General features: G+C 38.3%; 22 protein-coding genes. 20 read left to right on the forward strand and 2 right to left on the reverse strand.

All coding sequences use genetic code 11. The features are described 5' to 3' along the window. The first annotated feature begins 96 nt into the window (after positions 1 to 96). Genes WAK64_RS03340 through pyrE form a run of 8 tightly spaced genes read left to right on the forward strand, consistent with a single transcriptional unit; the run spans position 97 to position 9,572 of the window. Entirely contained in the window at positions 97 to 984 is an 888-nt protein-coding gene (locus tag WAK64_RS03340) for an aspartate carbamoyltransferase catalytic subunit (RefSeq protein ID WP_336585526.1), read from the forward strand. A gap of 4 nt (positions 985 to 988) precedes the next feature. After that, positions 989 to 2,272: a dihydroorotase gene (locus WAK64_RS03345; protein WP_336585527.1), complete on the forward strand. Its 1,284-nt coding sequence runs from the start codon at positions 989 to 991 to the stop codon at positions 2,270 to 2,272. Further along, positions 2,269 to 3,357 (forward strand): carbamoyl phosphate synthase small subunit, encoded by a 1,089-nt coding sequence (locus WAK64_RS03350; protein WP_336585528.1) that lies wholly within the window; start codon positions 2,269 to 2,271, stop codon positions 3,355 to 3,357. The genes WAK64_RS03345 and WAK64_RS03350 overlap by 4 nt, the downstream gene beginning before the upstream one ends. Beyond that, a complete protein-coding gene (gene carB, locus WAK64_RS03355; protein ID WP_336585529.1) occupies positions 3,350 to 6,556 on the forward strand; it encodes a carbamoyl-phosphate synthase large subunit in 3,207 nt (1,068 codons plus the stop codon). The genes WAK64_RS03350 and carB overlap by 8 nt, the downstream gene beginning before the upstream one ends. Further along, complete coding sequence (locus WAK64_RS03360) at positions 6,556 to 7,332, forward strand: dihydroorotate dehydrogenase electron transfer subunit (protein ID WP_336585530.1); 777 nt, start codon at positions 6,556 to 6,558, stop codon at positions 7,330 to 7,332. The genes carB and WAK64_RS03360 overlap by 1 nt, the downstream gene beginning before the upstream one ends. After that, a complete protein-coding gene (locus tag WAK64_RS03365) occupies positions 7,329 to 8,264 on the forward strand; it encodes a dihydroorotate dehydrogenase (RefSeq protein WP_336585531.1) in 936 nt (311 codons plus the stop codon). Before WAK64_RS03360 ends, WAK64_RS03365 begins: the two co-directional genes overlap by 4 nt. Further along, a complete protein-coding gene (gene pyrF / locus WAK64_RS03370) occupies positions 8,236 to 8,946 on the forward strand; it encodes an orotidine-5'-phosphate decarboxylase (RefSeq protein ID WP_336585532.1) in 711 nt (236 codons plus the stop codon). The genes WAK64_RS03365 and pyrF overlap by 29 nt, the downstream gene beginning before the upstream one ends. After that, positions 8,946 to 9,572, forward strand: a complete 627-nt coding sequence (gene pyrE, locus WAK64_RS03375; RefSeq protein WP_336585533.1) for an orotate phosphoribosyltransferase — start codon at positions 8,946 to 8,948, stop codon at positions 9,570 to 9,572. The genes pyrF and pyrE overlap by 1 nt, the downstream gene beginning before the upstream one ends. Before the next feature lie 170 nt (positions 9,573 to 9,742). Here the strand turns inward: pyrE and WAK64_RS03380 are convergent, their stop codons facing one another. Together WAK64_RS03380 and WAK64_RS03385 are read right to left on the reverse strand one after the other, a co-directional pair. Continuing rightward, entirely contained in the window at positions 9,743 to 10,261 is a 519-nt protein-coding gene (locus tag WAK64_RS03380; RefSeq protein ID WP_336585534.1) for a DUF2199 domain-containing protein, read from the reverse strand. 389 nt (positions 10,262 to 10,650) lie between these two features. Continuing rightward, the gene (locus WAK64_RS03385) at positions 10,651 to 12,357 is read right to left on the reverse strand and encodes an Rqc2 family fibronectin-binding protein (RefSeq protein WP_336585535.1); all 1,707 of its coding nucleotides are present in this window, start codon (positions 12,355 to 12,357) and stop codon (positions 10,651 to 10,653) included. Positions 12,358 to 12,525: 168 nt separating this feature from the next. Here WAK64_RS03385 and WAK64_RS03390 point away from each other — a divergent pair, with 168 nt between their 5' ends. The 12 genes from WAK64_RS03390 (at position 12,526) to WAK64_RS03445 (ending at position 25,845) form a co-directional block, all read left to right on the forward strand. Continuing rightward, entirely contained in the window at positions 12,526 to 15,204 is a 2,679-nt protein-coding gene (locus tag WAK64_RS03390; protein ID WP_336585536.1) for a calcium-translocating P-type ATPase, SERCA-type, read from the forward strand. 183 nt (positions 15,205 to 15,387) lie between these two features. Beyond that, the gene (locus tag WAK64_RS03395) at positions 15,388 to 16,263 is read left to right on the forward strand and encodes a YicC/YloC family endoribonuclease (protein WP_336585537.1); all 876 of its coding nucleotides are present in this window, start codon (positions 15,388 to 15,390) and stop codon (positions 16,261 to 16,263) included. A gap of 52 nt (positions 16,264 to 16,315) precedes the next feature. Then, a complete protein-coding gene (gene remA, locus WAK64_RS03400) occupies positions 16,316 to 16,588 on the forward strand; it encodes an extracellular matrix/biofilm regulator RemA (protein ID WP_336585538.1) in 273 nt (90 codons plus the stop codon). Beyond that, positions 16,588 to 17,205 (forward strand): guanylate kinase, encoded by a 618-nt coding sequence (gmk, locus tag WAK64_RS03405; RefSeq protein ID WP_336585539.1) that lies wholly within the window; start codon positions 16,588 to 16,590, stop codon positions 17,203 to 17,205. The genes remA and gmk overlap by 1 nt, the downstream gene beginning before the upstream one ends. Continuing rightward, complete coding sequence (gene rpoZ / locus WAK64_RS03410) at positions 17,205 to 17,429, forward strand: DNA-directed RNA polymerase subunit omega (protein ID WP_336585540.1); 225 nt, start codon at positions 17,205 to 17,207, stop codon at positions 17,427 to 17,429. Before gmk ends, rpoZ begins: the two co-directional genes overlap by 1 nt. A 160-nt stretch (positions 17,430 to 17,589) precedes the next feature. After that, a complete protein-coding gene (gene coaBC / locus WAK64_RS03415) occupies positions 17,590 to 18,789 on the forward strand; it encodes a bifunctional phosphopantothenoylcysteine decarboxylase/phosphopantothenate--cysteine ligase CoaBC (RefSeq protein WP_336585541.1) in 1,200 nt (399 codons plus the stop codon). Beyond that, the gene (gene priA / locus WAK64_RS03420) at positions 18,786 to 21,203 is read left to right on the forward strand and encodes a primosomal protein N' (protein WP_336585542.1); all 2,418 of its coding nucleotides are present in this window, start codon (positions 18,786 to 18,788) and stop codon (positions 21,201 to 21,203) included. The genes coaBC and priA overlap by 4 nt, the downstream gene beginning before the upstream one ends. A 24-nt stretch (positions 21,204 to 21,227) precedes the next feature. Next, positions 21,228 to 21,713, forward strand: a complete 486-nt coding sequence (def, locus tag WAK64_RS03425; RefSeq protein WP_336585543.1) for a peptide deformylase — start codon at positions 21,228 to 21,230, stop codon at positions 21,711 to 21,713. After that, positions 21,710 to 22,666, forward strand: coding sequence for a methionyl-tRNA formyltransferase (gene fmt, locus WAK64_RS03430; RefSeq protein ID WP_336585544.1), 957 nt, complete (start codon positions 21,710 to 21,712; stop codon positions 22,664 to 22,666). Before def ends, fmt begins: the two co-directional genes overlap by 4 nt. Continuing rightward, on the forward strand, positions 22,659 to 23,999 hold the full coding sequence (gene rsmB, locus WAK64_RS03435) for a 16S rRNA (cytosine(967)-C(5))-methyltransferase RsmB (protein ID WP_336585545.1): 1,341 nt from the start codon (positions 22,659 to 22,661) through the stop codon (positions 23,997 to 23,999). Before fmt ends, rsmB begins: the two co-directional genes overlap by 8 nt. Beyond that, on the forward strand, positions 23,999 to 25,090 hold the full coding sequence (gene rlmN, locus WAK64_RS03440) for a dual-specificity RNA methyltransferase RlmN (protein WP_336585546.1): 1,092 nt from the start codon (positions 23,999 to 24,001) through the stop codon (positions 25,088 to 25,090). Before rsmB ends, rlmN begins: the two co-directional genes overlap by 1 nt. Before the next feature lie 5 nt (positions 25,091 to 25,095). Further along, on the forward strand, positions 25,096 to 25,845 hold the full coding sequence (locus tag WAK64_RS03445) for a Stp1/IreP family PP2C-type Ser/Thr phosphatase (RefSeq protein WP_336585700.1): 750 nt from the start codon (positions 25,096 to 25,098) through the stop codon (positions 25,843 to 25,845). The last annotated feature ends 1 nt before the right edge of the window (position 25,846 follow it).

Genomic DNA, 25,846 nt, shown 5'->3' on the forward strand with positions numbered 1-25,846 from the left:
AAAATGAAATATTTTCTTTACGATGCTTACTATGATGTTTGAGTCTAATAATGAAGAGGACAAAGTTTGTAACCAACGTAATTAGGGGGAGAGATAATGAACTCATTAGTAACGATGAATGATTTAACTGTTGAGGAAATTGAATCCATACTAGAAGACGCCACAAAGTTTAAAAATGGTGAGAAATGGGAAAAGGAGAAGAAATCGTATGTGGCCAACTTATTTTTTGAGGCAAGCACCAGAACGAAGAGTAGTTTTGAAATGGCTGAGCATCGACTAGGATTACAAATACTCTCCTTTGATACAGGAACTTCGTCGGTCGTAAAAGGAGAAACCCTTTATGATACGGTTAAAACGTTAGAATCGATTGGGGTAGATGCTGTTGTTATTCGACATGGGCAGGACCGTTATTTTGATGAACTTTCAGGAGTCACTATCCCAATATTAAATGGTGGGGATGGATGCGGAAATCACCCAACTCAATGCTTATTGGACTTACTAACAATTAAAGAAGAGTTCGGAAAATTTGAAGGATTAAAGGTTTTGATCGTAGGGGATATTACACATAGTCGAGTAGCAAGATCGAATGCTGAAGCGTTAACAAAACTAGGAGCATCTGTGAGGTTTTCTGGCCCACCTGAATGGTTCAAAGAAGAGTTCTCCCGCTACGGTGAATTTATTCAATTGGATGAAGCTGTAGAAGACTCGGATGTGATCATGCTTTTACGCATTCAGCATGAGCGCCATAAAGAAACAGCTTCCCTTACTAAAGAGGAGTACCACGAGCAATTTGGCTTAACCGTTCAAAGAGAAGCCAGGATGAAACAAGGAAGTATCATTATGCATCCTGCACCGGTTAATCGTGATGTTGAATTGGCTAACACACTTGTAGAAGCTAATCGCTCTAGAATATTTAAGCAAATGGAAAACGGTGTATATGTTCGCATGGCTGTATTAAAACGTGCATTAGAAAATAGGGGGTAAAAGCATGAACAACTGGATAATTAGAAATGGAAAGATGTTGGATGAAAATAACGAGCTGTTCTCAACCGACATTCGTATACAAAATGGAGTCATTACAGAAATGGGTGGAAAGCTTGTTTCCCGAGGAGAGGAAGAATGGGATGCAAAGGGAAACTTGGTTGCACCAGGTTTTGTTGATTTGCACGTGCATTTAAGAGAACCTGGCGGTGAAAAGAAAGAGACGATAGAAACGGGTACCTTAGCTGCAGCGAAAGGTGGTTTTACCACAATTGCTGCCATGCCTAACACAAGGCCTGTTCCGGACACGGTCGATCACCTTACAAGTCTTAATCAAAAAATAAATGAAAAGGCACATGTCCGTGTTTTACCGTATGCATCCATTACAGAGCGACAAATAGGAGAAAAGCTTACTGATTTTGAAAGTTTAAAAAATAATGGAGCCTTTGCGTTTACAGATGATGGTGTTGGTGTTCAAAACGCAGATACAATGCTACAAGCTATGAAAAAGGCTCAGAAATTATCAGCTAGTATCGTAGCACACTGTGAAGAGAATACGCTAATTCATGATGGGGCTATACATGAGGGAAATTATTCTGAAGAACATAACATTCCTGGAATTCCGTCTGTATGTGAATCTGTTCATATAGCACGGGATGTATTATTAGCAGAAGCAACCGGTTGTCATTATCACGTTTGCCATATTTCTACTAAATCTTCTGTCAGGGTTGTACGTGATGCGAAAAGAGCAGGAATACCTGTTACAGCAGAAGTGACGCCACATCATCTCTTATTATCAGAGGATGATATTCCAGGTAACGATGCTAACTTTAAAATGAATCCTCCACTTCGAGGAAAAGAGGATCAAGCTGCATTGTTAGAAGGGCTATTAGACGGAACGATAGATTTTATTGCAACGGACCATGCACCACATACAAAAGAAGAAAAGGGTGAGGGGATGATGTTAGCACCATTTGGCATTGTTGGGCTTGAAACAGCATTTCCACTGTTATACACCAATTTAGTAGAAAAAGGAATTATTACGTTAAAGCAGCTTGTAGATTGGTTAACGATTAGACCAGCTGAAACCTTTAATCTTCCATTCGGAAAGATAACGGAAGGTATGACGGCGGATATTACCCTAATTGATCTGCAGTCAGAAAAAGAAATCGACCCGTCAACCTTCCTTTCGAAAGGAAAAAACACTCCTTTTGAAGGATGGAATTGTAAAGGCTGGCCAATCGCCACTTGGTTTAATGGAAAACTTGTATGGGAGGATGAACAACAATGAAAAGACAACTTCTATTAGAGGATGGTACATCTTTTATCGGTGAAGGATTTGGAGGGGAAGTAGATTCTATAGGTGAGGTGGTATTTAATACCGGGATGACAGGGTATCAAGAAATCCTATCAGACCCATCTTATTGTGGACAAATCATCACCTTCACCTATCCCTTAATTGGTAATTATGGAATTAACAGAGATGATTTTGAATCGATTAGTCCAGCAATCAAAGGAATGATTGTACGAGAAGTGGCAGACTTTCCATCAAATTGGCGTAGTGAAGAAAGCTTATTAGGTTTACTAAAGGAAAAAAATATACCCGGAATAGCCGGAATTGATACAAGAATGCTAACAAGGAAAATTCGTCAGTATGGTACGATCAAAGGAATGATTTGTTCTGCTGAAGAGAATCAAGAAGACTTATTAGCAAAGCTAAAAGGTACAAAACTTGCTAATGACCAAGTAAAACAAGTTTCCACTCAATCTGCTTATGCAAGTCCAGGAAGAGGGAAGCGTGTAGTATTAGTTGATTTCGGAATGAAACACGGTATTTTAAGAGAACTGAATAGAAGAAATTGTGATGTGATCGTTGTCCCTTATAATACAACGGCTGAAAAGATTCGCTCGCTGAAGCCAGATGGAATTATGCTTTCAAATGGACCTGGAGATCCAAAAGATGTTCCTGAAGCGATTGAAATGATAAAAGAGATCTTAGGTGAGATTCCTTTGTTTGGTATTTGTTTAGGCCATCAATTATTTGCGCTAGCTTGTGGTGCAGATACGTACAAAATGAAATTTGGCCATAGGGGTTCTAACCATCCTGTGAAAGACTTACGAACTGGAAAAGTGGCTATAACATCACAAAATCACGGATATTCCGTGCTAGAAAGCTCTTTAGCATCGACGAAATTAGAAGTTACTCATCTTGCCATCAATGATCAATCCATTGAAGGGTTAAAACATGCATCAGCACCAGCATTTACGGTCCAATATCATCCGGAAGCTTCACCAGGGCCAGAGGATGCGAATGGTTTATTCCAGGAATTTATTGAACTAATGGAGGAAGCTCGAAAGGAGACTCAACATGCCTAAACGTACAGATATTCAATCCATCCTTGTAATAGGGTCAGGTCCAATTATTATCGGACAAGCTGCAGAATTTGATTACGCAGGAACACAAGCATGCATGGCTTTAAAAGAAGAAGGGTATCGTGTCATACTTGTTAATTCAAATCCAGCGACAATCATGACAGATGCAGAAATTGCAGATAAAGTGTACATCGAGCCACTAACACTTGAGTTTGTAAGTAAAATAATTCGAAAAGAACGTCCTGATGCTATTTTGCCAACTTTAGGTGGGCAAACAGGGTTGAACATGGCTGTAGAACTTGCGGAAGCGGGAGTTCTAGAGGAGTGTTCTGTAGAAATATTAGGAACGAAGCTTGATGCGATTCAGCAAGCAGAAGATCGAGATTTATTCCGCAGCTTAATGAATGAATTGGGTGAGCCGGTTCCAGAGAGTGAAATTATTCATAATCTTGATGAAGCGTATAGCTTTGTGGAAGAGATTGGGTATCCAGTGATTGTTCGTCCCGCCTTTACATTAGGAGGAACGGGTGGTGGAATCTGTCATAATGAAACGGAATTAATTGAGATTGTTACATCTGGTTTAAAGTATAGTCCTGTTACACAATGCTTATTAGAAAAAAGTATTGCGGGCTATAAAGAGATTGAATATGAGGTAATGAGAGATGCGGATGATCATGCCATTGTCGTTTGTAACATGGAGAATATTGATCCTGTAGGTATTCATACAGGTGACTCCATTGTAGTAGCACCCTCTCAAACGTTAAGTGACCGCGAATATCAGATGCTACGTAACACTTCATTAAAGATTATTAGAGAGTTAGGGATCGAGGGAGGATGTAATGTCCAATTGGCACTTGATCCAGATAGCTTCCAATACTATATCATTGAAGTTAATCCGCGCGTAAGTCGGTCTTCCGCTTTAGCCTCTAAAGCAACGGGATATCCAATTGCAAAGCTAGCGGCTAAAATTGCGGTAGGATTGACTTTAGATGAAATGGAAAACCCGGTGACTGGGAAAACCTACGCATGTTTTGAACCATCATTAGATTATGTAGTAACCAAAATACCACGTTGGCCTTTTGATAAGTTTGAAGCGGCAAAACGGAACCTTGGTACACAAATGAAAGCAACTGGTGAAGTGATGGCAATCGGACGAACATTTGAGGAGTCACTTCTAAAAGCGATTCGTTCACTTGAGAGCAATGTTTATCATATTGAACTTGAAGATGGTCATCAATTTGAAGATAAATTAATTGAGAAAAGAATACGAAAAGCTGGTGATGAGCGCCTATTCTATATTGGAGAAGCGTTACGAAGAGGAAGGACAATCGAAGAAATTCACGAATGGAGTAAGATTGATGTATTTTTCTTAAATAAAATGAGAAGAATAATAGAATTTGAGAGCATTCTTGCTGAGAATACATTCTCTTACGAACTAACGAATGAAGCAAAACGGTTAGGATTTTCTGATATAACCATAGCCAAACTTTGGGGTGTTCGTGAAAAGGAAGTCTATGATTGGAGACGAGAGAAGGACATTATCCCTGTGTATAAAATGGTTGATACATGTGCAGCTGAATTCGAATCTGAAACGCCATATTTTTACGGTACTTACGAGCAGGAGAATGAGTCGATTGTAACGGAAAAGGAAAGTGTGGTTGTATTAGGGTCAGGGCCGATTCGAATTGGGCAAGGAATCGAGTTTGATTATGCGACAGTCCATTCTGTCTGGGCAATTAAAGAAGCGGGCTATGAAGCCATTATTGTGAATAACAATCCAGAAACCGTTTCAACTGATTTTAGTATTTCTGATAAGCTCTATTTTGAGCCATTGACGATTGAAGATGTCATGCATATTATTGATCTGGAGAAGCCAAAGGGCGTCGTTGTTCAATTTGGTGGACAAACAGCTATTAATTTAGCTGACGAGTTAGTCAAACGAGGAGTCAAGATTTTAGGAACATCTTTAGAGGATCTTGATCGCGCTGAAAATCGTGATAAGTTTGAACAAACACTTTCACAATTAAACATTCCTCAGCCGGCTGGTAAAACGGCATTCTCGGTTGAAGAAGCTGTTGCGATTGCTCGTGATATTAGTTATCCAGTGCTTGTAAGACCTTCTTATGTGCTTGGTGGTAGAGCGATGGAAATCGTTTATCAAGAAGATGATTTATTGAAATATATGACAAATGCGGTAAAAGTAAATCCAGAGCATCCTGTATTAATTGACCGATATTTATTAGGAAAAGAAATTGAGGTTGATGCCATCTCTGATGGTGAAACTGTAATTATACCAGGAATAATGGAGCATATAGAGCGAGCGGGTGTTCATTCAGGTGATTCGATCGCAGTGTACCCACCGCAAAAGTTAACAGAAGAACAAAAAGAAACGATTGTTCATTATACGACAAAAATAGCAAAGGGTCTAAATATTATTGGCCTGCTAAATATTCAATATGTCATTTCAAAAGGAGAAGTATTTGTCCTTGAAGTAAATCCAAGATCTTCGAGAACGGTTCCTTTCTTAAGTAAAATTACGGGTGTGCCAATGGCGAATATTGCGACAAAAGCTCTGCTTGGTCATAACTTAGTTTCCATGGGCTATTCCCCGGGACTTGTACCGGAAAAGTCAGGGGTTTATGTTAAGGTACCAGTGTTTTCCTTTGCTAAATTAAGAAGAGTAGATATAACTTTAGGCCCTGAAATGAAATCAACCGGTGAAGTTATGGGGAAAGATTTCACATTAGAAAAAGCTTTATATAAAGGTATGGTTGCGGCTGGAATGGAAATTAAGACACATGGTTCTGTTCTACTTACCGTAGCCGATAAGGATAAAAAAGAGGCTATAGGCATAGCACAACGCTTCATAAATATTGGATATCAAATCTTAGCAACGAAAGGGACGGCAAGCTACTTAGAGCAAGCAAACATCCCTGTAAAAGAGGTTGATAAAATTGGTTCAGATGGACCGACGTTGTTAGATGTGATTCAAAGTGGTCAAACACAGCTTGTTATCAATACGTTAACGAAAGGAAAGCAACCAGCACGAGATGGGTTCCGCATTCGAAGAGAGTCGGTTGAAAATGGTATTCCATGCTTAACATCATTAGATACAGCAGAGGCTATCCTCCAAGTAGTGGAATCGATAACGTTTTCAGCAGACCCATTAACAAAGATGACAAACACTCAGGTGAACAAATAATGATGAGAAAAGAGCGTATGAAGATAAAGTATCATCAAGAAATTGCCTATAATATTTATGAATTGGTTCTTGAAGGAGAACTCGTTGGAGAGATGAAAGAACCAGGGCAATTTGTCCATTTAAAAGTTGGTGAAACCGATCCATTGCTACGCAGACCAATCAGCATTGCTGCAATTGATCGAATGAAAAAGCAGTGTACGCTTATTTATCGTAAAGAAGGGAAAGGTACGACGCTTCTCTCTTCTTTAAAACAGGATGAATATATAGATGTATTAGGGCCATTAGGGAATGGATTTCCTATCGATGGAAACGGAGAAGGGAAGACAGCTTTATTAGTAGGGGGCGGGATTGGCGTTCCCCCCTTATATGAACTGTCTAAGCAACTCGTTAAGAAAGGGTTTAATGTTATCCATGTGTTAGGCTTTCAAAATCAGGATGTTGCTTTCTATATAAAGGAATTTTCATTACTTGGGTCAACATATATTGCTACAGTCGATGGGGACCTTGGAGTAAAAGGATTTGTAACAGATTGCATTAAGGAGCATAACCTTGAGTTTGATATGTTTTATGCTTGTGGCCCGACAGTCATGTTAAAAGCACTTGAAGCAGAATATGGTGACAGAAAAGGCTATATTTCATTGGAAGAAAGAATGGGGTGTGGAGTCGGCGCCTGCTTCGCCTGTGTTTGTCATACTGCTGAAGACCCAAATGGAACTAGTTATAAAAAAGTATGTAGTGATGGACCAGTATTTTCGGTCGGGGAGGTCGTACTGTGAGTGTACAAGTCGAATTACCAGGATTATCATTAAAAAACCCAATTATGCCGGCATCAGGATGCTTCGGATTTGGTCGCGAGTATAGTCAGTTTTATGACTTAAATGTGCTAGGGGCAATCATGATTAAGGCAACGACCTTAGAAGCACGGTTCGGGAACCCTACACCAAGAGTAGCAGAAACCCCTTCAGGCATGCTGAATGCCATAGGCCTTCAAAATCCTGGATTAGAAAAAGTCATCACGGAGGAACTGGATTGGTTAAAGCAATTTAATGTTCCGATTATAGCGAATGTAGCTGGTACTACTACTGAGGATTACGTAAAAGTGGCCGAAGAGATATCAAAAGCTTCTAATGTTCATGCGTTGGAGCTTAACATTTCTTGCCCAAATGTTAAAAAGGGCGGCATTACGTTTGGGACGATTCCTGAAGTTGCGCAACAACTTACAAAAGCAGTGAAAGAAGTATCATCGGTCCCTGTTTATGTAAAATTATCTCCCAATGTATCTGACATCGTAGAAATGGCGAAAGCTGTAGAGGCCGGTGGGGCAGATGGTTTAACGATGATTAACACACTTATCGGCATGAGGTTAGACCCTCATACAGGGAAACCGATTATTGCAAATGGTACAGGTGGTCTTTCTGGACCTGCGATTAAACCGGTAGCTATTCGTATGATATACGAAGTAAGTCAACATATCTCAATTCCGATCATTGGCATGGGTGGAATAGAAAATGCTCAAGATGTTATTGACTTTATATCAGCTGGAGCGAGTGCAGTAGCGGTAGGAACAGCAAACTTTGTTGATCCTTTCGTCTGTCCGAATATTATCGAAGAATTACCATCACTCATTTCATCACTTGGTGCAGACCATATTCTAGATCTGAGAGGGAGGAGTTGGAACCGTGAAGCGAGAACTCATCACAGCACTTGATTTTCCAACTTGGAAAGAAACAGAAGCGTTTCTTCATCAGTTTGACCGACCGCTGTTTGTGAAAGTTGGAATGGAATTATATTTGCAAAACGGCCCTTTCATTATTGAAGAACTAAAAAAGAAAGAACATCGTATTTTCTTAGATTTAAAGCTTCATGATATTCCGAATACAGTAAAGAGAGCGATGCGTGGTTTAGCTTCATTAGGAATCGATCTCATTAATGTTCATGCAGCTGGTGGAAAACATATGATGGAAGCCGCATTAGAAGGGCTTACTGAAGGGGTTATAAAAGGTTATGATCGCCCTAAGCTTATCGCTGTTACTCAGTTAACATCCACCTCTGAAGAACAAATGAAACGAGAACAAAATATTGTGAGTAGTCTAGAGGAATCTGTGTTACATTATGCACTTTTGGCAAAAAGTGCTGGATTAGATGGTGTCGTTTGTTCAAGTCAGGAAGTCCCAAGTATTCAACAAAAGTGTGGAGAAGACTTTCTTACAGTCACACCGGGAATACGGCTTGCAAGTGATGATGCCCATGATCAAGCACGTATTGTCACACCTAAAAAAGCAAAGCAATTAGGAGCATCTTCTATTGTTGTTGGAAGAAGCATCACTCAAGCAAATAATCCGGTTGAAGCCTATGAAAAAATCTTAACAGAGTGGGAGAGTGTGTCGTAATGAGAAAAGAAATCGCTGAAAAACTATTAGAGATTGAGGCTGTCTTCTTACAACCAAATGACCCCTTTACTTGGTCTTCTGGTATACAATCACCAGTTTATTGTGATAATCGGTTAACGTTAGCATATCCTCAGCTTCGTAAGCAGATTGCCACCGGGTTAGCAGATCTCGTTTCAACTCACTTTCCGGAAGCAGAGGTAGTAGCTGGAACAGCAACAGCCGGGATTCCTCATGCAGCATGGGTTAGTGATGTTTTAGACTTACCTATGAGTTATGTTCGTTCAAAGGCGAAGAAGCATGGGAAAGGGAACCAAATAGAAGGAGCCATTCAAGAGGGACAAAAAGTTGTTGTTATTGAAGATTTAATTTCAACAGGTGGAAGCTCCATAAATGCGGTCAAAGCACTTGAAGAAGCGGGATGTGAGGTGCTTGGAGTGGTCTCCATTTTCACTTATGAATTAGCGAAAAGTGCACAAGCATTTGAAGCAGAGGGCATAGAAGTTTATAGTTTGTCAGATTTCCATACGCTACTAGAAGTAGCTGTGGAGAAAAAAATAATCGACGATAAGGAATTTCATTCTCTTCAACAATGGTGCAGAAATCCTTTGGATTGGAAAACCCCTTGACTAACTGAGAGATAATAGCCTCTGAAATTAATTTAAAAAGCAGTCAACTCGTAGAAAAAGGGGATAACTGAATTAATTAATGGGTTCTCTCTTTTTAGAGGAAAAGTCGAAAAAAATAGTTAGTACGATAAATGGGAGAAAAAAGAGCATTGATTATTAAATCAATGCTCTTACTCTTCGCTATCATTATTCACACAAAGTTTTTCAGCTATTTCTTGTACCCGTTCAAGTGTCATTCCGTTTCTAAATTCCACTGCCAAAGGATGGTCAGTTGGTTCAAGTTCAACATAAGGTCTAATTCCACCTTCTCTGTGGTGAACCCTTGCCTTCAAGTTTATCGTATCAGGATAGCAAGGCAGTGCAGTAGAAAACCAACCAACCATCGGCTCTAATCGTTCTGGATTATCCCAATCCTCTTTTACTTTATTATAATTAGCTTCGCTTAACGAAACCCAAACCCCCCATATGAACTCTTCATCAGTGCCGATTATAGGAATTTCAACACATCCTCTAATAAAGAAATGTTCATTGTCCATCACGCATAAGTCTTTACTAAGTTTAAACCGCTCTTGCCGTTCTTCAGGTGGGAGGAATTCGTAATAGACAGGTGCGACGGTTCCATAGCTGGTTGGAAGCTCATCGTAGTACTCTCCACAACAACTACAAGTGTATTCTTTAATTTTTGTCATGACGTACCTCCATATTTTTTGGTTCCTACTTTAAATAAATAATACCATTTACCTTAAATACCTTTGTTTGAATTACTATATAAACCTAATATTTTTTAGTCAGGTAAATATCAAATATCCCTCGAATTAGTATGTAATTTTATTAGTTAAATTTCTGCTAGTTTCATAAAAATTTCAATATAAACGCTGTATTAACAATAAAAAAGACAGACCATTAAATGGTTATTAGTCCGTCTTTTTAGTATTAAGTTTTAGTTATTCTCTCCAAAAGGAGAACCCGTTTTGAATTAACAACGACTCTCATTTGAAGGTAATGTTATAAACGTCTTATCATTTAACGGAAGGAAAATAGAACCTATAAAACAATAGTAGTTATTAAGTGAAAAAAATTATTTCTTAAGTTTGCGGACTTGATCAATGTTAGGTGTAACATAAACGGTTTGCTGATGATCGTATATCACAAATCCAGGTTTTGCTCCATTAGGTTTTTTCACATAGCGGATTTGTGTGTAATCGACAGGAACGGAGCTAGATTCTCTTCCCTTGCTATTATAGGCAGCTAGCACTGCGGCTTCTTGAATCGTAACGTCTGAAGGAGCAGGGTTTTTGATGACAACATGTGAGCCTGGAATATCCTTTGTATGAAGCCATATATCGTTCTTATTAGCAAAACGATTCGTTAAATAATCATTTTGCTTATTATTTTTTCCAACGTAAATGAGGTCACCGTCTGTAGAAAGAAATTCTTCTAATTGTGGTTTTCCATTTACTTTCTTCTTTTTCTTCGCTTCACTTTTAAAGCGCAAATATCCCTCTTCGACTAATTCTTCACGCATTTCCTCGACATCTTTAGGGGAGGCACTTTCAATTTGTTGAATTAAAATATCAAAATATTTTATTTCTTCTTCCGCTTTATTAATTTGTTCTTTTACAATTTCTAAAGCATTTTTAGCCTTTTGATATTTAGTGAAATATCTCTGGGCATTCTCACTAGGACTTTTTAACGGGTTAAGCTCAATTTCCAAGGTTTCTCCGTTATTGTCGTAATAATTCACTACTTCTACAGATGTCATTCCTTTGCTTACGGCAAATAAATTGGCCGTTAATAGTTCGCCGCGGAGCTGGAAGTCATTTGCTTGTTGTGCATCATGTAAAGTCTTTTCTAATTTCTTAATTTTTGACATGTTCTTTTCACGTTCATTTTTTAAGAAACGTTCGAGATCATGTGCTTGTTGTTTGACGCGATCACGAGCCGCTTTTTGGTAAAAGAAGCGATCGAGCATGTCACTTAATGTAGTGAATGCCTTCGTTTCTCCTTCAAGGTGATTCAAAGGAATCATATAAAAATGTTCCTTGTTCCCATATGTAATGGAAGGAGAGTAATTCGCTGATTTCACCAATTGAAGCAAGGAAAAAAAGGCGTTAGGGAGCGTTGTTCGATTAGGTAATCCTGCTTGAAAGAGTACTTCCTTAGCAAACAAAGGTGATATTCCAGCAAATGTTGAAACAATTTGTTTATCTAATTTTCCACTATTAAAGTCTATTTTCTTTAATATATCCTCCTCCGTACTTGCAAACGGATTAAGTTTTTCTTGTTGAGGAGGGGATTTGTATGGTTGTCCCGGGAGAACACTACGATATGAATTTACCGCAAATGAAACATGCTTAATGCTATCTAAAATAATATTGCGGTCTTTATCGACTAGGATGATATTACTATGTCGCCCCATAATTTCAATAATAAGCTGTTTTACGGATTCATCCCCAATCTCGTTCCTTCCTCTAACTTCGATAATTATGATTCTTTCTAGTGCAGGTTGGTGAATGCTTTCAATCGTGTAACCCTCAAGGTGTTTGCGTAACAGCATACAAAACATTGGTGGTTCACTAGGATTTGCGTACTGTTCCTTCGTTATTTGGACTCTCGCGTAGTTAGGGTGGGCTGATAAAAGCAGGCGATGATTAGCCCCTTGTGCACGAACAATTAATAGCATTTCGTTTTTATATGGCTGATGAATCTTATTAATTCTTCCTCCTGTTAGTTTAGAAGAAAGTTCTGCTGTCATTGCTTTTGTAAATAAACCGTCGAAAGACATTCTTTTTCATCCTCTTTTCTATAGACAGTCCTTAATATAAGGGTATTTGTCTTTGTAAACTGTTCAGTATTGAAACATATATAAATCATATCATTTTTTGGGACGAGTCTGAATAAGATTGCTATGAGAGAGACAACTTTCGTGACAGAAGGAGAGTGAATCGATGGAATGAAATATCATGAAATGGAAGAGCGTGATATAGAAAAGGGGTTAGATACGAACTACAACGAAGGATTGTCATCTAACAGAATTCAAACAATAAGAAAAAAGGTTGGATATAACGAATTAGCAGAAGTGGAAAAACAATCGTTACTATTACTTTTTTTTAGTCAATTTAAAGACTTCATGGTTCTTGTATTATTAGCGGCAACATTAATATCTGGACTATTAGGAGAATACATTGACTCAATAGCGATTATGGCAATTGTGTTGATTAACGGTATCTTAGGTTTTTATCAGGAGCGTAAAGCAGAAAAGTCGCTCCAAGCATTAAAACAATTATCTGCGCCACAAGTACTAGTGATGCGAGATGGGAAATGGATTAAAATCCCTTCTAGAGATGTTGTTCCAGGAGATATTCTTAAGTTTCAAAGTGGAGACCGTATTGGTGCAGATGTTCGATTAATTGATGCGGTTAATTTAGAAATTGAAGAGTCAGCCTTGACCGGAGAATCGGTTCCTGTTTCCAAAAATACAGAGCCAATAAAAGCAGCTCATGTTAATTTAGGGGATATGCATAATATGGCATTTATGGGAACGATGGTTACACGAGGACATGGGTTAGGGGTTGTCACATCAATCGGAATGAATACAGCTATGGGAAAGATTGCGGACCTTCTTCAATCTGCTGAGACGATGGAGACCCCATTGCAAAGAAGGCTAGAGCAGTTAGGGAAAATCCTTATTTCAGCCGCTTTGTTATTAACGTTATTAGTAGTCAGTATTGGGATACTTCAAGGTCATGATATGTATACGATGTTCCTTGCTGGTGTTTCTTTAGCAGTTGCCGCTATTCCAGAGGGACTTCCTGCTATTGTGACGGTAGCTCTTTCTCTAGGTGTTCAACGAATGATACGAAAAAAAGCGATTGTAAGGAAGTTACCAGCCGTCGAAACATTAGGATGTGCCTCCGTTATTTGTTCAGACAAGACTGGGACACTTACTCAAAATAAAATGACCGTAACTCATTTATGGAGCGGGGGGAAGACCGTAACGGTTTCTGGGACAGGGTATAACCCAGAGGGGTGCTTTTATATCGGAGAAAGGCGTATCTACCCTTTGGAAGATGTCCCATTTAAACAGCTCCTTTCATACGGGTTACTTTGTAATCATGCCAATTTGGTTACGAAAGAGGAAGAGTACAGTATTGAAGGAGATCCTACTGAAGGAGCCATGTTAGTTGCCTCTCTAAAAGCTGGATTACAAAAAGATTCGCTATTAAAATCATATACGATAGAAAAAGAAATTCCATTTGATTCCAAACGAAAAATGATGAGTGTAATAGTTAAAGATGAATATGGAAAACGTTTCTTAATCACTAAAGGAGCACCTGATGTAATCTTTAACTTAAGTGAATCTATATTTTGGAACGGAAAATTACAATATATGAGTGAAAAGCTTAGTCATCAAGTGAACCAAGCCATTACGCAATTAGCTGCTGGAGCATTAAGAACGATTGCCGTTGCGTATAAACCTCTCGATTCACATGCAGCATTCAAAAAAGAATTTGAACTTGAAAACAATCTAACCTTTTTAGGTTTACAAGGAATGATTGATCCTCCACGACCAGAAGTAAAGGAAGCGGTGAAAGAATGCCGTGAAGCAGGGATTAAAACGGTGATGATTACTGGAGATCATTTATTGACGGCAAAAGCCATTGCGCATCAACTTGGAATTATAAAAGGTAATGAAAAAGTATTAGAAGGTAGCGAGCTATCGCGAATGGAAGTTAAGGAATTAGAAGAAGTTGTGGAGGATGTAGCGGTATTTGCCCGTGTATCTCCAGAGCATAAGCTGAAAATTGTCAAGGCACTCCAGAATAAAGGACATGTAGTAGCCATGACAGGAGATGGGGTGAATGATGCACCAGCCATCAAAGCGGCAGATATTGGTATTGCCATGGGCATTACAGGTACGGATGTTGCAAAAGAAGCATCTTCACTTGTACTCTTAGACGATAACTTTAATACAATCAAAGCAGCAATAGGCGAAGGTCGGAATATTTATGAAAATATTCGAAAATTTATCCGTTATTTATTAGCTTCTAATGTAGGTGAAATACTCGTTATGTTATTTGCGATGATTTTGGCCCTTCCCTTACCTTTAGTACCGATTCAAATTTTATGGGTGAATCTTGTTACAGACGGTTTACCAGCAATGGCATTAGGCTTGGATAAGCCAGAAGAGAATGTTATGAAACAAAGACCACGACATCCTCGAGAAGGTGTTTTTGCTAGAGGGTTAGGGTGGAAGGTTGTGTCTCGAGGTTTTTTAATTGGAATGGTTACACTAATTGCTTTTATCTTTGCCTACAACCAGCACCAAGATAATTTACCTTACGCTCAAACGGTCGCATTTGCCACCTTAGTAATGGCACAGTTAATTCATGTATTCGACTGCCGAAGTGAGAGGTCTGTCTTAGCAAGAAACCCTTTTGGTAATCAATATCTCGTGTGGGCTGTTATTTCGTCCATTATTTTAATGATAATGGTCATATATTTACCAATGCTTCAGCCAATATTCCATACGGTATCCATTTCGATGAAGGACTGGCTGTTAATTATTGGGTTAAGCTCGTTGCCGACATTTTTATTAGCAGGCTCATTTTTTGCAGGAAAATCAAAGTAATTTATGATATAATCCAAAAGGTAGTAGAGAAGCACACTCTATTACCTTTTTTGTTAACAAAACAATAAATAATTGTTATTATTTGAAATCTTCCTTTATTTTGTATGATTGTTTCGTAGACAAATAAAATAATCAAATTACATAGTTTACTAACTGAAGAAGCAGAATGGAAGTGAGGGTATCGTGGTAGTTAGTATGACAGGGTTTGGTCGAAGTGTAAAATCTATAGAAGATGCTAAAGTGACAGTAGAAATGAAAAGTGTCAATCATAGATATAGTGATTGTTATGTCCGTATGCCTCGTCAATTACTAAAAATGGAAGATAAACTAAAGAAAATTATCCATAAAAGGATTAAAAGAGGCAAGATAGATGTTTTTGTGAATGTTGAAGGTAATGTTCTTGTTCACCGGAAAGTGAAAGTTGACTGGCAACTTTTAGACCAATACGGTCAATCGGTAATGGAAATTAAAGAGAAACTAAATATATCTTCTTCTCTGGAGTTAAGAGATATATTAAGTAAGGAAGAGATCGTCGTTATTGAGGAAGTAGAAGAAGAAAACGTGATGATCGAGCAATTAGTATTAGAAGCTACGAAAGAGGCCACGGAGAACCTTTTTAGTATGCGAGAATTTGAAGGTGCTGCATTACAAAAGGAGTTAAAGGGCTATCTCAATTCGATGAAGGAAATCCTTCTTTCTGTAACAGAATATGGACCAACCGTAGCAGACCAATATAAAGAGAAGCTTGCTTCAAAGCTATCCAACTATACTTCAGGTTTGATAGATGAAAATAGATTGTTAACAGAGATCGTTATTATGGCAGAGAAAGTAGATATATCAGAAGAGGTTTCCCGACTCGAGAATCATATACAGCAATTTTCAGTCACCCTAGAGAAGAACGAGCCTATAGGTCGAAAATTAGATTTTTTATTACAAGAAATGAATCGGGAAGTAAATACAACCGGAGCTAAATGTAATGATGTAACTTTGTCGACTCTTGTTGTTGATTTGAAAGCAATTATTGAAAAGATGAGAGAACAAGTACAGAATATTGAATAAAGGTTTAACATAATGATGTCAAGGTCACACTAGACCTGAATGGAGGGGCACCATGTCGATTAAATTAATTAATATTGGCTTTGGGAATATCGTCTCGGCAAATCGGATTGTATCCATTGTTAGTCCTGAATCTGCTCCGATAAAAAGGTTAATTCAGGATGCAAGAGATAGGGGAACGTTAATTGATGCTACATATGGAAGAAGGACACGGGCCGTCATCATTACGGACAGTGATCATGTTATATTGTCTGCGGTTCAACCTGAAACGGTAGCCCATCGCTTAACAGATAAAGTAGAACTAGCAGAAGAAGGGCAGGGTAAATAATGAAAGATAAAGGGTTGTTAATCGTTCTTTCAGGTCCATCAGGAGTAGGGAAAGGGACGGTTCGAAAAGCCATTTTCTCTGAGGAAGATACGAATTTTGAGTACTCAATCTCGATGACGACGCGATTACCTCGTGAAGGAGAAGTGAACGGTGTAGATTATTTCTTTAAGTCAAGAGAAGAATTCGAAAGCTTAATCCAGCAAGAAAAATTACTGGAGTATGCTGAGTACGTGGGTAATTATTATGGTACACCTGTTGATTATGTTCGAGAAACCCTTGATTCAGGGAAAGATGTATTTCTAGAGATAGAAGTTCAAGGAGCGCAACAAGTCCGTAAGAAATTCCCAGATGGACTATTTATATTTTTGGCTCCCCCAAGTTTGTCAGAGCTAGAAAACCGGATTGTAACAAGAGGTACCGAGAGCGAGGATTTAATTCGTAATCGTATGGATGAAGCTAGGAAAGAGCTAGAAATGATGAACTTATATGATTATGTTGTCGAAAATGACAAGATTGAGTTAGCTGTCGAGAGAATAAAGGCAATTGTTGTGGCTGAGCATTGTCGTAGAGAACGAGTTCAAGGCCGATATATTAAAATGCTGGAGGCGGGAAAATAATGTTATATCCATCTATTGATTCACTTATGAACAAAATTGATTCAAAATACTCATTAGTCAGTGTTGCAGCAAAAAGAGCACGTCATCTTCAAGAAGAGGGTAAGGAAAAACTAGATTCTTATGTATCACAAAAATATGTTGGTAAAGCTTTGGAAGAAATTCATGCTGGAGAATTAATGATGAAAGAACAAGAGAGTGACGCCGTTTATTCCGATGAAAAATAACAACCTACTTTTAGGTTGTTATTTCTTTTTTAATGGGAAAACAGAATTTTTTAAGGCTAAGAATAAGAGGGCGCATAGTAATTAGAAGGAAGTATACGAGCGTCTAGGCTTTTGTTAAGGTATAATCTTAGAAAAGAGAGTTTCTGATGGAGGTTTTGTTATGCTTACGGGGAAGAAAATTTTGTTATGTGTTTCAGGAGGGATTGCTGTTTATAAAGCAGCTGCCTTGACAAGTAAGCTGACTCAAAGTGGAGCAACTGTTAAAGTGATCATGACAGAATCTGCTCAACAATTTGTAGCACCACTAACTTTTCAAGCGTTATCACGGAATCCTGTATATACAGATACTTTTGATGAAAAGGATCCTTCGGTTATTGCGCATATAGACTTGGCGGATTGGGCGGATTTAATATTGGTTGCCCCATCTACAGCTAATGTTATTGGGAAACTTGCTAATGGAATTGCAGATGATATGTTAACAACGACATTGCTTGCCAGTACTGCACCGGTTTGGATTGCCCCTGCCATGAATGTTCATATGTATGACCATCCAGCAGTGAAAAAAAATATTGAAAGTCTAGCTGCGTTTGGGTATGAATTTGTTGAACCGAGCGAAGGATATCTTGCTTGTGGATATGTTGGGAAAGGACGATTAGAAGAGCCTGAGAAGATCGTTGAAATTATGGAGAATTACTTTTCAAACTCTACTTTATTAGCGGGTAAAAAGGTATTGATTACGGCAGGACCAACCCGTGAAAGTTTAGACCCTGTTCGTTTTTTCTCTAATCATTCTACAGGGAAAATGGGATTTAGCCTGGCTCATCAGGCACAAAAGTTGGGGGCGGAGGTAATCTTGATTTCAGGGCCAACAACATTAACGCCTCCTAACAATGTTGATTTCAGACCGGTTGAAAGTGCGCTAGAAATGTATGAAGAGGTAATGAAATCCTATGTTGACCAAGATATCATTATTAAAAGTGCTGCAGTTGCCGATTATACGCCGGTGAAGGTGGCGAATGAAAAAATCAAGAAGCAAGAGGGAATCTATACGATTGAAATGGAACGAACGATGGATATATTACGTACACTTGGAGAAAGGAAAACAAACCATTTCCTTGTCGGGTTTGCAGCAGAAACACATTCCGTTGAAGAGTACGCTTTACGAAAATTAAAGAAGAAAAATGCTGATATGATCATCGCGAATAATGTGGCGATGGAAGGTGCTGGCTTTGGAGTCGATACGAATATCGTCACGATGTATTTGGGGAATGGAGAAAAAATAGAACTTCCGTTACTTTCTAAGCAAGAAACGGCAAGACAGATATTAATGGAAATTTCTCGACAGGTAGATGTGCAATGATTCATCAACCTATTGCATCCGTTATCGTAGATGTTCCTGCTATGCAAACGGATAGAGGATTCGATTATCTTATACCCGAGGAATGGTTAGGGAGAATCTTTCCAGGAATGAGAGTCATCGTCCCTTTTGGCCCTAGGAAGGTACAAGGGTTTGTCATTAAGCTAAAGACAGAAAGTGATTTTAATAAATTGAAAAAAATATCTGTTCCTCTAGATTTATTTCCTGTCTTGAATGATGAGCTATTAGAGTTAGGGAATTGGCTCACAGAAAAAACTCTTTGTTATAAAGTATCAGCATTTCAAGCAATGCTTCCAGCTGCTATGAAAGCGAAATATGAAAAACGTTTCTTTCTTAAGAGTGAAGTAAAGGAGATTTCAAAAGGGCTGCAACAGTTTTTTCAAAAATCTCTTGAATTAGATTGGAAAGAAGCGGAGGAAAAGCATTTATTAACGAAGCTTCATCAAGAAGTAAAAAAAGAACATATTGAAATTCAATATATAGTGAAAAGTCGAGGAAAGAAGAAAAAGGTTAAAATGCTCACAATCAAAATGCAAGCGGAGGTTGTTGAGGATGCAATCCTGTCTCTTCCTAAAAATGCAGAGAAACAAAAGAAAATCCTTGCCCATTTAGCCCATTTTAATCGACCTTTACCAGAGCGGAAGGTTTTAGAGGAAACAAATTCTACTTCTCAGAGTGTGAAAACATTAGTGAAAAAAGGTTTTATTGAGGAATTTTATCAAGAAGTTTACCGCGATCCTTATGAAAATCGTACGTTTAAAAAAACGTTTCCTTTACCATTAACTGTTCATCAACAGGCGGCAATTACACCGATTCTTTCATCAATAGAAAAGAGACAACATGAAACCTTCTTACTATACGGTGTAACGGGTAGTGGGAAAACAGAAATTTATTTACAGTCAATCCAAAGGGTTTTAAACGAAGGGAAAGAAGCGATCGTATTAGTACCAGAGATTTCTTTAACACCTCAGATGGTCCATCGTTTTAAAGGGCGCTTTGGAGATGATGTTGCTGTTTTGCATTCAGGATTATCAGTTGGTGAAAAATACGATGAGTGGCGGAAAATTCAGCGTAAAGAAGTCAAGGTAGTTGTCGGTGCCCGTTCAGCTATTTATGCACCATTTGAGAACTTAGGAATTATTATCATTGATGAAGAGCATGAAACGAGTTATAAGCAAGAGGAGAGTCCTCGTTACCATGCAAGAGAAGTAGCGATTCAGAGAGCTAAAAGATATCAGTGCCCAGTTATTTTAGGAAGTGCAACACCGTCGTTAGAATCCTTTGCAAGGGCCAAAAAGAATGTTTATACTTTATTAAGTTTACCAAGTCGTATGAATAATCAGCCGCTCCCTAGTGTAGCAATTGTGGATATGAGAGATGAATTAAGAGAAGGAAATCGTTCGATGTTCTCTCGGGAATTATTTGAAAAGCTTCAAGATCGATTGGAGAAAAAGCAACAGACAGTCTTATTCCTCAATCGGAGAGGATATTCATCTTTTATTATGTGCCGAGACTGTGGTTATGTACTTCAGTGCCCACATTGCGACATTTCATTAACGTATCATCGTTCCTCTAATAATATGAAATGCCATTATTGTGGGTTTGAAACGAGTGTACCGAAAACGTGTCCTGATTGCCAAGGGGAACACATTCGATACTTTGGAACAGGCACGCAAAAAGTGGAGGAGGAATTAACGAAACTACTCCCACAAGCAAAAATTATTCGTATGGATGTTGATACGACAAGTAGAAAAGGTGCTCATGAAAAATTATTGAAGGCTTTTGCTGAAGGAAAAGCAGATATCCTATTAGGTACTCAAATGATTGCCAAGGGCCTCGACTTCCCTAATATAACCCTCGTTGGGGTGTTAAGTGCAGATACTATGCTTCATCTCCCAGATTTTCGAGCGGCTGAGAAGACGTTTCAGCTTTTGACCCAAGTAAGTGGGCGAGCAGGAAGACATGAACTACCAGGAGAGGTTATCATTCAAACGTATACACCCGAACATTATTCGGTTCAGCTTGCTAGCAAACAAGATTACGATGCCTTTTACGAACAAGAAATGAGAATGAGGAAGATGGCAAGCTATCCACCTTACTACTATTTAGCACTTGTGAATGTTACCCACGAGGATTTGTTAAAGGTTGTAGACAGCGCTGATCGAATGACAAAGTTTATTTCATCGAGATTGTCTGATGAAGCGATTGTTTTAGGTCCTTCTGCATCACCTATTCCACGGATTAATAATAGATATCGGTATCAATGTTTGATAAAATACAAGCGGGAACCAAGGCTATCTGCTACTCTGAAATCTTTAATTGAACAATTTCAATCTCAAGTCGCTTCTGATGGACTAACGATTTCAATAGATATGAACCCTTATATGATGATGTAAATAATAAAAAGGAGAGGATATTCGTTGGCAATTTTACCAATTGTAAAGTATCCAGCAGAGGTACTTGAAAAGCAAACAAAGACGGTTACAAACTTTGATAAGAAACTAAAAAAATTACTAGACAATATGTATGATACGATGATTGAAGCTGACGGAGTCGGTTTGGCTGCACCACAAATTGGAAAAGAATTAAGTGTCGCAATAGTAGATATAGGGGATGAATCGGGAACGATTGAACTAATAAACCCTACTGTATTAGAGACAAGTGGACAAGAAACAGATATTGAAGGGTGTTTAAGCTTTCCAGGACTATATGGTGAGGTTACAAGGCCAAGTTATGTAAAGGTTCAAGCACAGGATCGCAACGGTCGTCAATATATTATTGAAGCAGAGGGCTTTTTAGCTAGAGCGCTGCAGCACGAAATAGACCATCTTAATGGCATTTTATTTACAAGTAAAGTCGTACGGTATATTGAGGAAGAAGAATTAGAAAGGTATGAAAGTGAATGACAAAAATAGTTTTTATGGGAACACCAGATTTCTCAGTTCCTATCCTTCAAAGAATAATTCAAGACGGTTATGAGGTAATTGGAGTCGTTACTCAACCAGACCGACCTGTCGGAAGAAAGCGAATCTTAACACCTCCACCAGTAAAGGTTGAAGCGTTAAAGCATCATATTCCTGTTTATCAACCAGAAAAAATTAGAGAAAAAGAACAACTGCAAAAAATTATCGATTTACAACCAGATTTAATTATAACAGCTGCCTTTGGACAAATTTTACCAAAAGAATTGTTAGATGCTCCTCCATTAGGGTGTATTAATGTTCATGCTTCTTTACTTCCTGAGCTTAGAGGGGGTGCGCCCATCCACTACAGTATTATACAAGGAAAAGAAAAGACAGGAATTACCATCATGTATATGGTTGAAGCTCTCGATGCAGGTGATATGATTAGTCGTGTAGAAGTACAGATAGATGAAAGGGATCATGTTGGAACTCTCCATGATAGGCTTAGTGCTTCTGGCGCAGATTTATTAGCTGAGACACTTCCTAAGCTTCTTAGAAATGAAATAAAAGCTGTGCCTCAAAATGACGAGGAGGCTACGTTTGCACGCAATATTAAACGTGAGCAAGAAAGAATTGATTGGACGAAGACCGGTGAGGAAATTTACAATCATATTCGCGGATTGAACCCTTGGCCAGTTGCCTTTACTACACTTGGAGGGAAAGTGTTGAAGGTTTGGTGGGGTGAAAAGGTGACCACAAGTGAATTTGGAGGAGCTCCAGGTGAGATTGTTGGACTCGAAGAAGATGGATTTATCGTGGCTACTGGAAATGAGACGAAAATAAAAATTGTACAACTTCAACCTTCAGGCAAAAAACAAATGAGTGCAGAACAATTTTTACGAGGTTCGGGAGCAACTTTGTCTAAAGGAACTATTTTAGGGGTAGAAAATGAATAGGACAAAAAAATCAGTTCGTGAAGCAGCATTAGAAGTATTAGAAGCGGTCGAAAAAAATCAATCGTATAGCAATCTCCTATTAAATCATGTAATTGAAAGATATCGATTAAAGGGTCCTGATATAGGGCTTGTTACAGAACTAACATATGGGACAATTCAGCGAAAACTTACTTTAGATTATTATTTAGCTCCATTTCTAAAGAAGAAAATTGATGGATGGGTTCGTCAATTGCTGCGTATGTCATTATATCAAATGGTTTTTTTGGACAAGGTTCCTGATCGAGCTGTAATTTATGAAGCAGTTGAAATTGCCAAAAGGAGAGGGCATAAAGGAATTGTTGGCATGGTTAACGGAGTACTTCGTTCTGTTCAGCGTCAAGGAGTCGCTTCTTTAGAGTTACTTAAAGATAGGGAAGAACGACTTAGCGTTGAAACAAGCCATCCTTTATGGCTAGTGAAAAGATGGGTTTCGCAATTCGGCTATGAAAAAACAAAAGAAATGTGTGAAACGAATATTTTAGCCCCATTTCAAACAGGGCGAGCGAATGAAACGAAGGTTACAGTTGAAGAGCTCATTCCTATGCTTAAGGAAGAGAATGTTGAAGTTGAGAAAAGTCTCTTTGTTCCAGAAGCCTTTCATTCTATAAGAGGGAATCTTGTAAAAACAGACGCTTTTAAACAAGGGCTTTTTACGGTTCAGGATGAAAGCTCAATGATGGTCGCTTATGCTCTTCAATTAAAACCGGAATTAACCGTTTTAGATTCGTGTGCTGCACCAGGGGGAAAGACCACTCATATTGCGGAAAAAATGAATAATACAGGTAAGGTATTAGCCCTTGATTTACACGATCATAAAGTGAAGTTAATTAAGGAAAACGCGGAACGACTTGGATTATCGACGATAACTACAAAGACAATGGATAGCAGAAAAATTGGAGAAGCAGTTGAAAAGGAGTCATTCGACCGAATTCTAGTTGATGCACCGTGCTCAGGATTAGGGGTTTTAAGAAGGAAACCTGATATAAAATATAGTAAAAAAGAACAAGACTTGAATTCCTTACAAAAGATCCAATTGGATATTTTAGACGCCGTAGCTCCCTTATTGAAAAAGGATGGAATTCTCGTTTACAGTACTTGTACAGTAGACAAAGGTGAAAATATGGGAACTGTAGAGAGGTTTTTAGAGAATCATCCTGAGTATGAACCTTGCCCTCTTGTAACTCTCCCTAAAATGGTAGAGCCGTTTATTCAAGATAACACACTACAAATTTTCCCTCAGGATTTTGGTGGTGACGGCTTCTTCATTTCAAGCTTTAGAAAGAAGGAAAACTAATGGAAAATACAACAGTGAAAAAAACAAAAAATGAAAAGAATAATCAAAAACCATCCATCTATTCATTAGAGCTTCATGAGCTCAAAGAATGGTTGGAAAATAATAATGAAAAAAAATTCCGTGCTGCACAAATATATGAATGGTTATATCAAAAGCGTGTGTCTTCATACGATGAAATGACAAATCTTTCAAAAGGATTAAGAATGAAATTAGAAGATAATTTTACTTTAACTACGTTAAAGACATTAATCCAACAAACATCAAATGATGGAACGATAAAATTTCTATTTGAATTACATGATGGGTACAGCATTGAGACTGTTTTAATGCGTCATGAATACGGAAATTCTGTTTGTGTCACAACGCAAGTTGGCTGTCGCATAGGCTGTACGTTTTGTGCTTCTACTCTAGGAGGATTAAAGCGGAATTTAGAGGCGGGTGAAATTGTTGCTCAAGTTGTGAAGGTGCAGCAAGCCTTAGATGAAATGGAAGAGAGAGTCAGTTCCGTTGTCATTATGGGAATAGGCGAACCTTTTGATAATTATGATGAAATGATGTCATTCCTTAAAATTATTAACCATGATGATGCATTAAATATAGGGGCAAGGCATATTACGGTTTCCACAAGTGGAATTATCCCGAAAATTTATAAATTCGCAGATGAGAAACTCCAAATCAACTTTGCTATTTCACTCCATGCACCAAATACTGAACTGCGAAGCAAGTTAATGCCGATTAATCGTGCATACAAACTCCCTGAATTAATGGAAGCCATTAAGTATTATATAAACAAAACGGGTCGAAGAGTAAGCTTTGAATATGGGTTGTTTGGTGGAGAAAATGATACAGCTGAACATGCATTAGAACTAGCTGCGTTAATTAAAAATGTAAAATGCCATGTGAATTTAATTCCAGTTAACTATGTTCCAGAGCGCGACTATGTTCGTACACCAAGAAAACAAATTTTTGAATTTGAAAAAATACTCAAAGATCATGGGATTAATGTCACAATTAGAAGAGAACAAGGGTCTGACATTGATGCAGCATGTGGACAGTTGCGCGCGAAGGAGAGAGAAGAAGAGACGAGGTGACGAACGTGAAAGCTATATTTCTTACAGATACAGGTAAAGTTCGTCAGCATAATGAAGACCATGGAGGAGTTTTTATCAATCAACATGGGGACCGCTTGGCTATCGTAGCTGATGGTATGGGCGGTCATAATGCTGGCGATGTTGCTAGTGAAATGACTGTAAGCTTATTAGCAGACTACTGGGAGAAATCAGACAAGTTTCAAACTGCTCAACAATCAGAAGACTGGCTAAAAACGCATATTTTAAATGTAAATAAACAGCTTCTAGAGCACGCAAGAACACATCCAGAATGTGAAGGAATGGGAACCACAATTGTTTCCGCAATTTGTACAGATCGTTTTCTAACGATAGCAAATATTGGTGATAGTAGAGGATACGTTTATAATGAATCAGGGTTGACTCAAGTAACAAATGATCATTCTTTTGTTAATGAGTTAGTGAAGACAGGTCAAATATCGCGTGAAGATGCAGAATTTCATCCACGAAAAAATGTGCTCATACGTGCGTTAGGTACGGAACAACATGTAGAAGCGGATGTGAAAACCATCATGTTTGAAATGGATGATGTGCTGCTTCTCTGTTCAGACGGACTTAGTAATAAACTATCTGAATCTCAAATGTTAGATATCATTACTAGTTCTAATGACTTACAAGTAAGAGCCCAATACATGATTGATTTAGCCAATGATAATGGAGGAGAAGATAATATTTCCATTGTTTTGCTAGAGTTTGTAAACGGTGATGAAAGTAGGTGAT

The organism is Bacillus spongiae (assembly GCF_037120725.1).
Lineage (GTDB): Bacteria > Bacillota > Bacilli > Bacillales > Bacillaceae_K > Bacillus_CI > Bacillus_CI spongiae.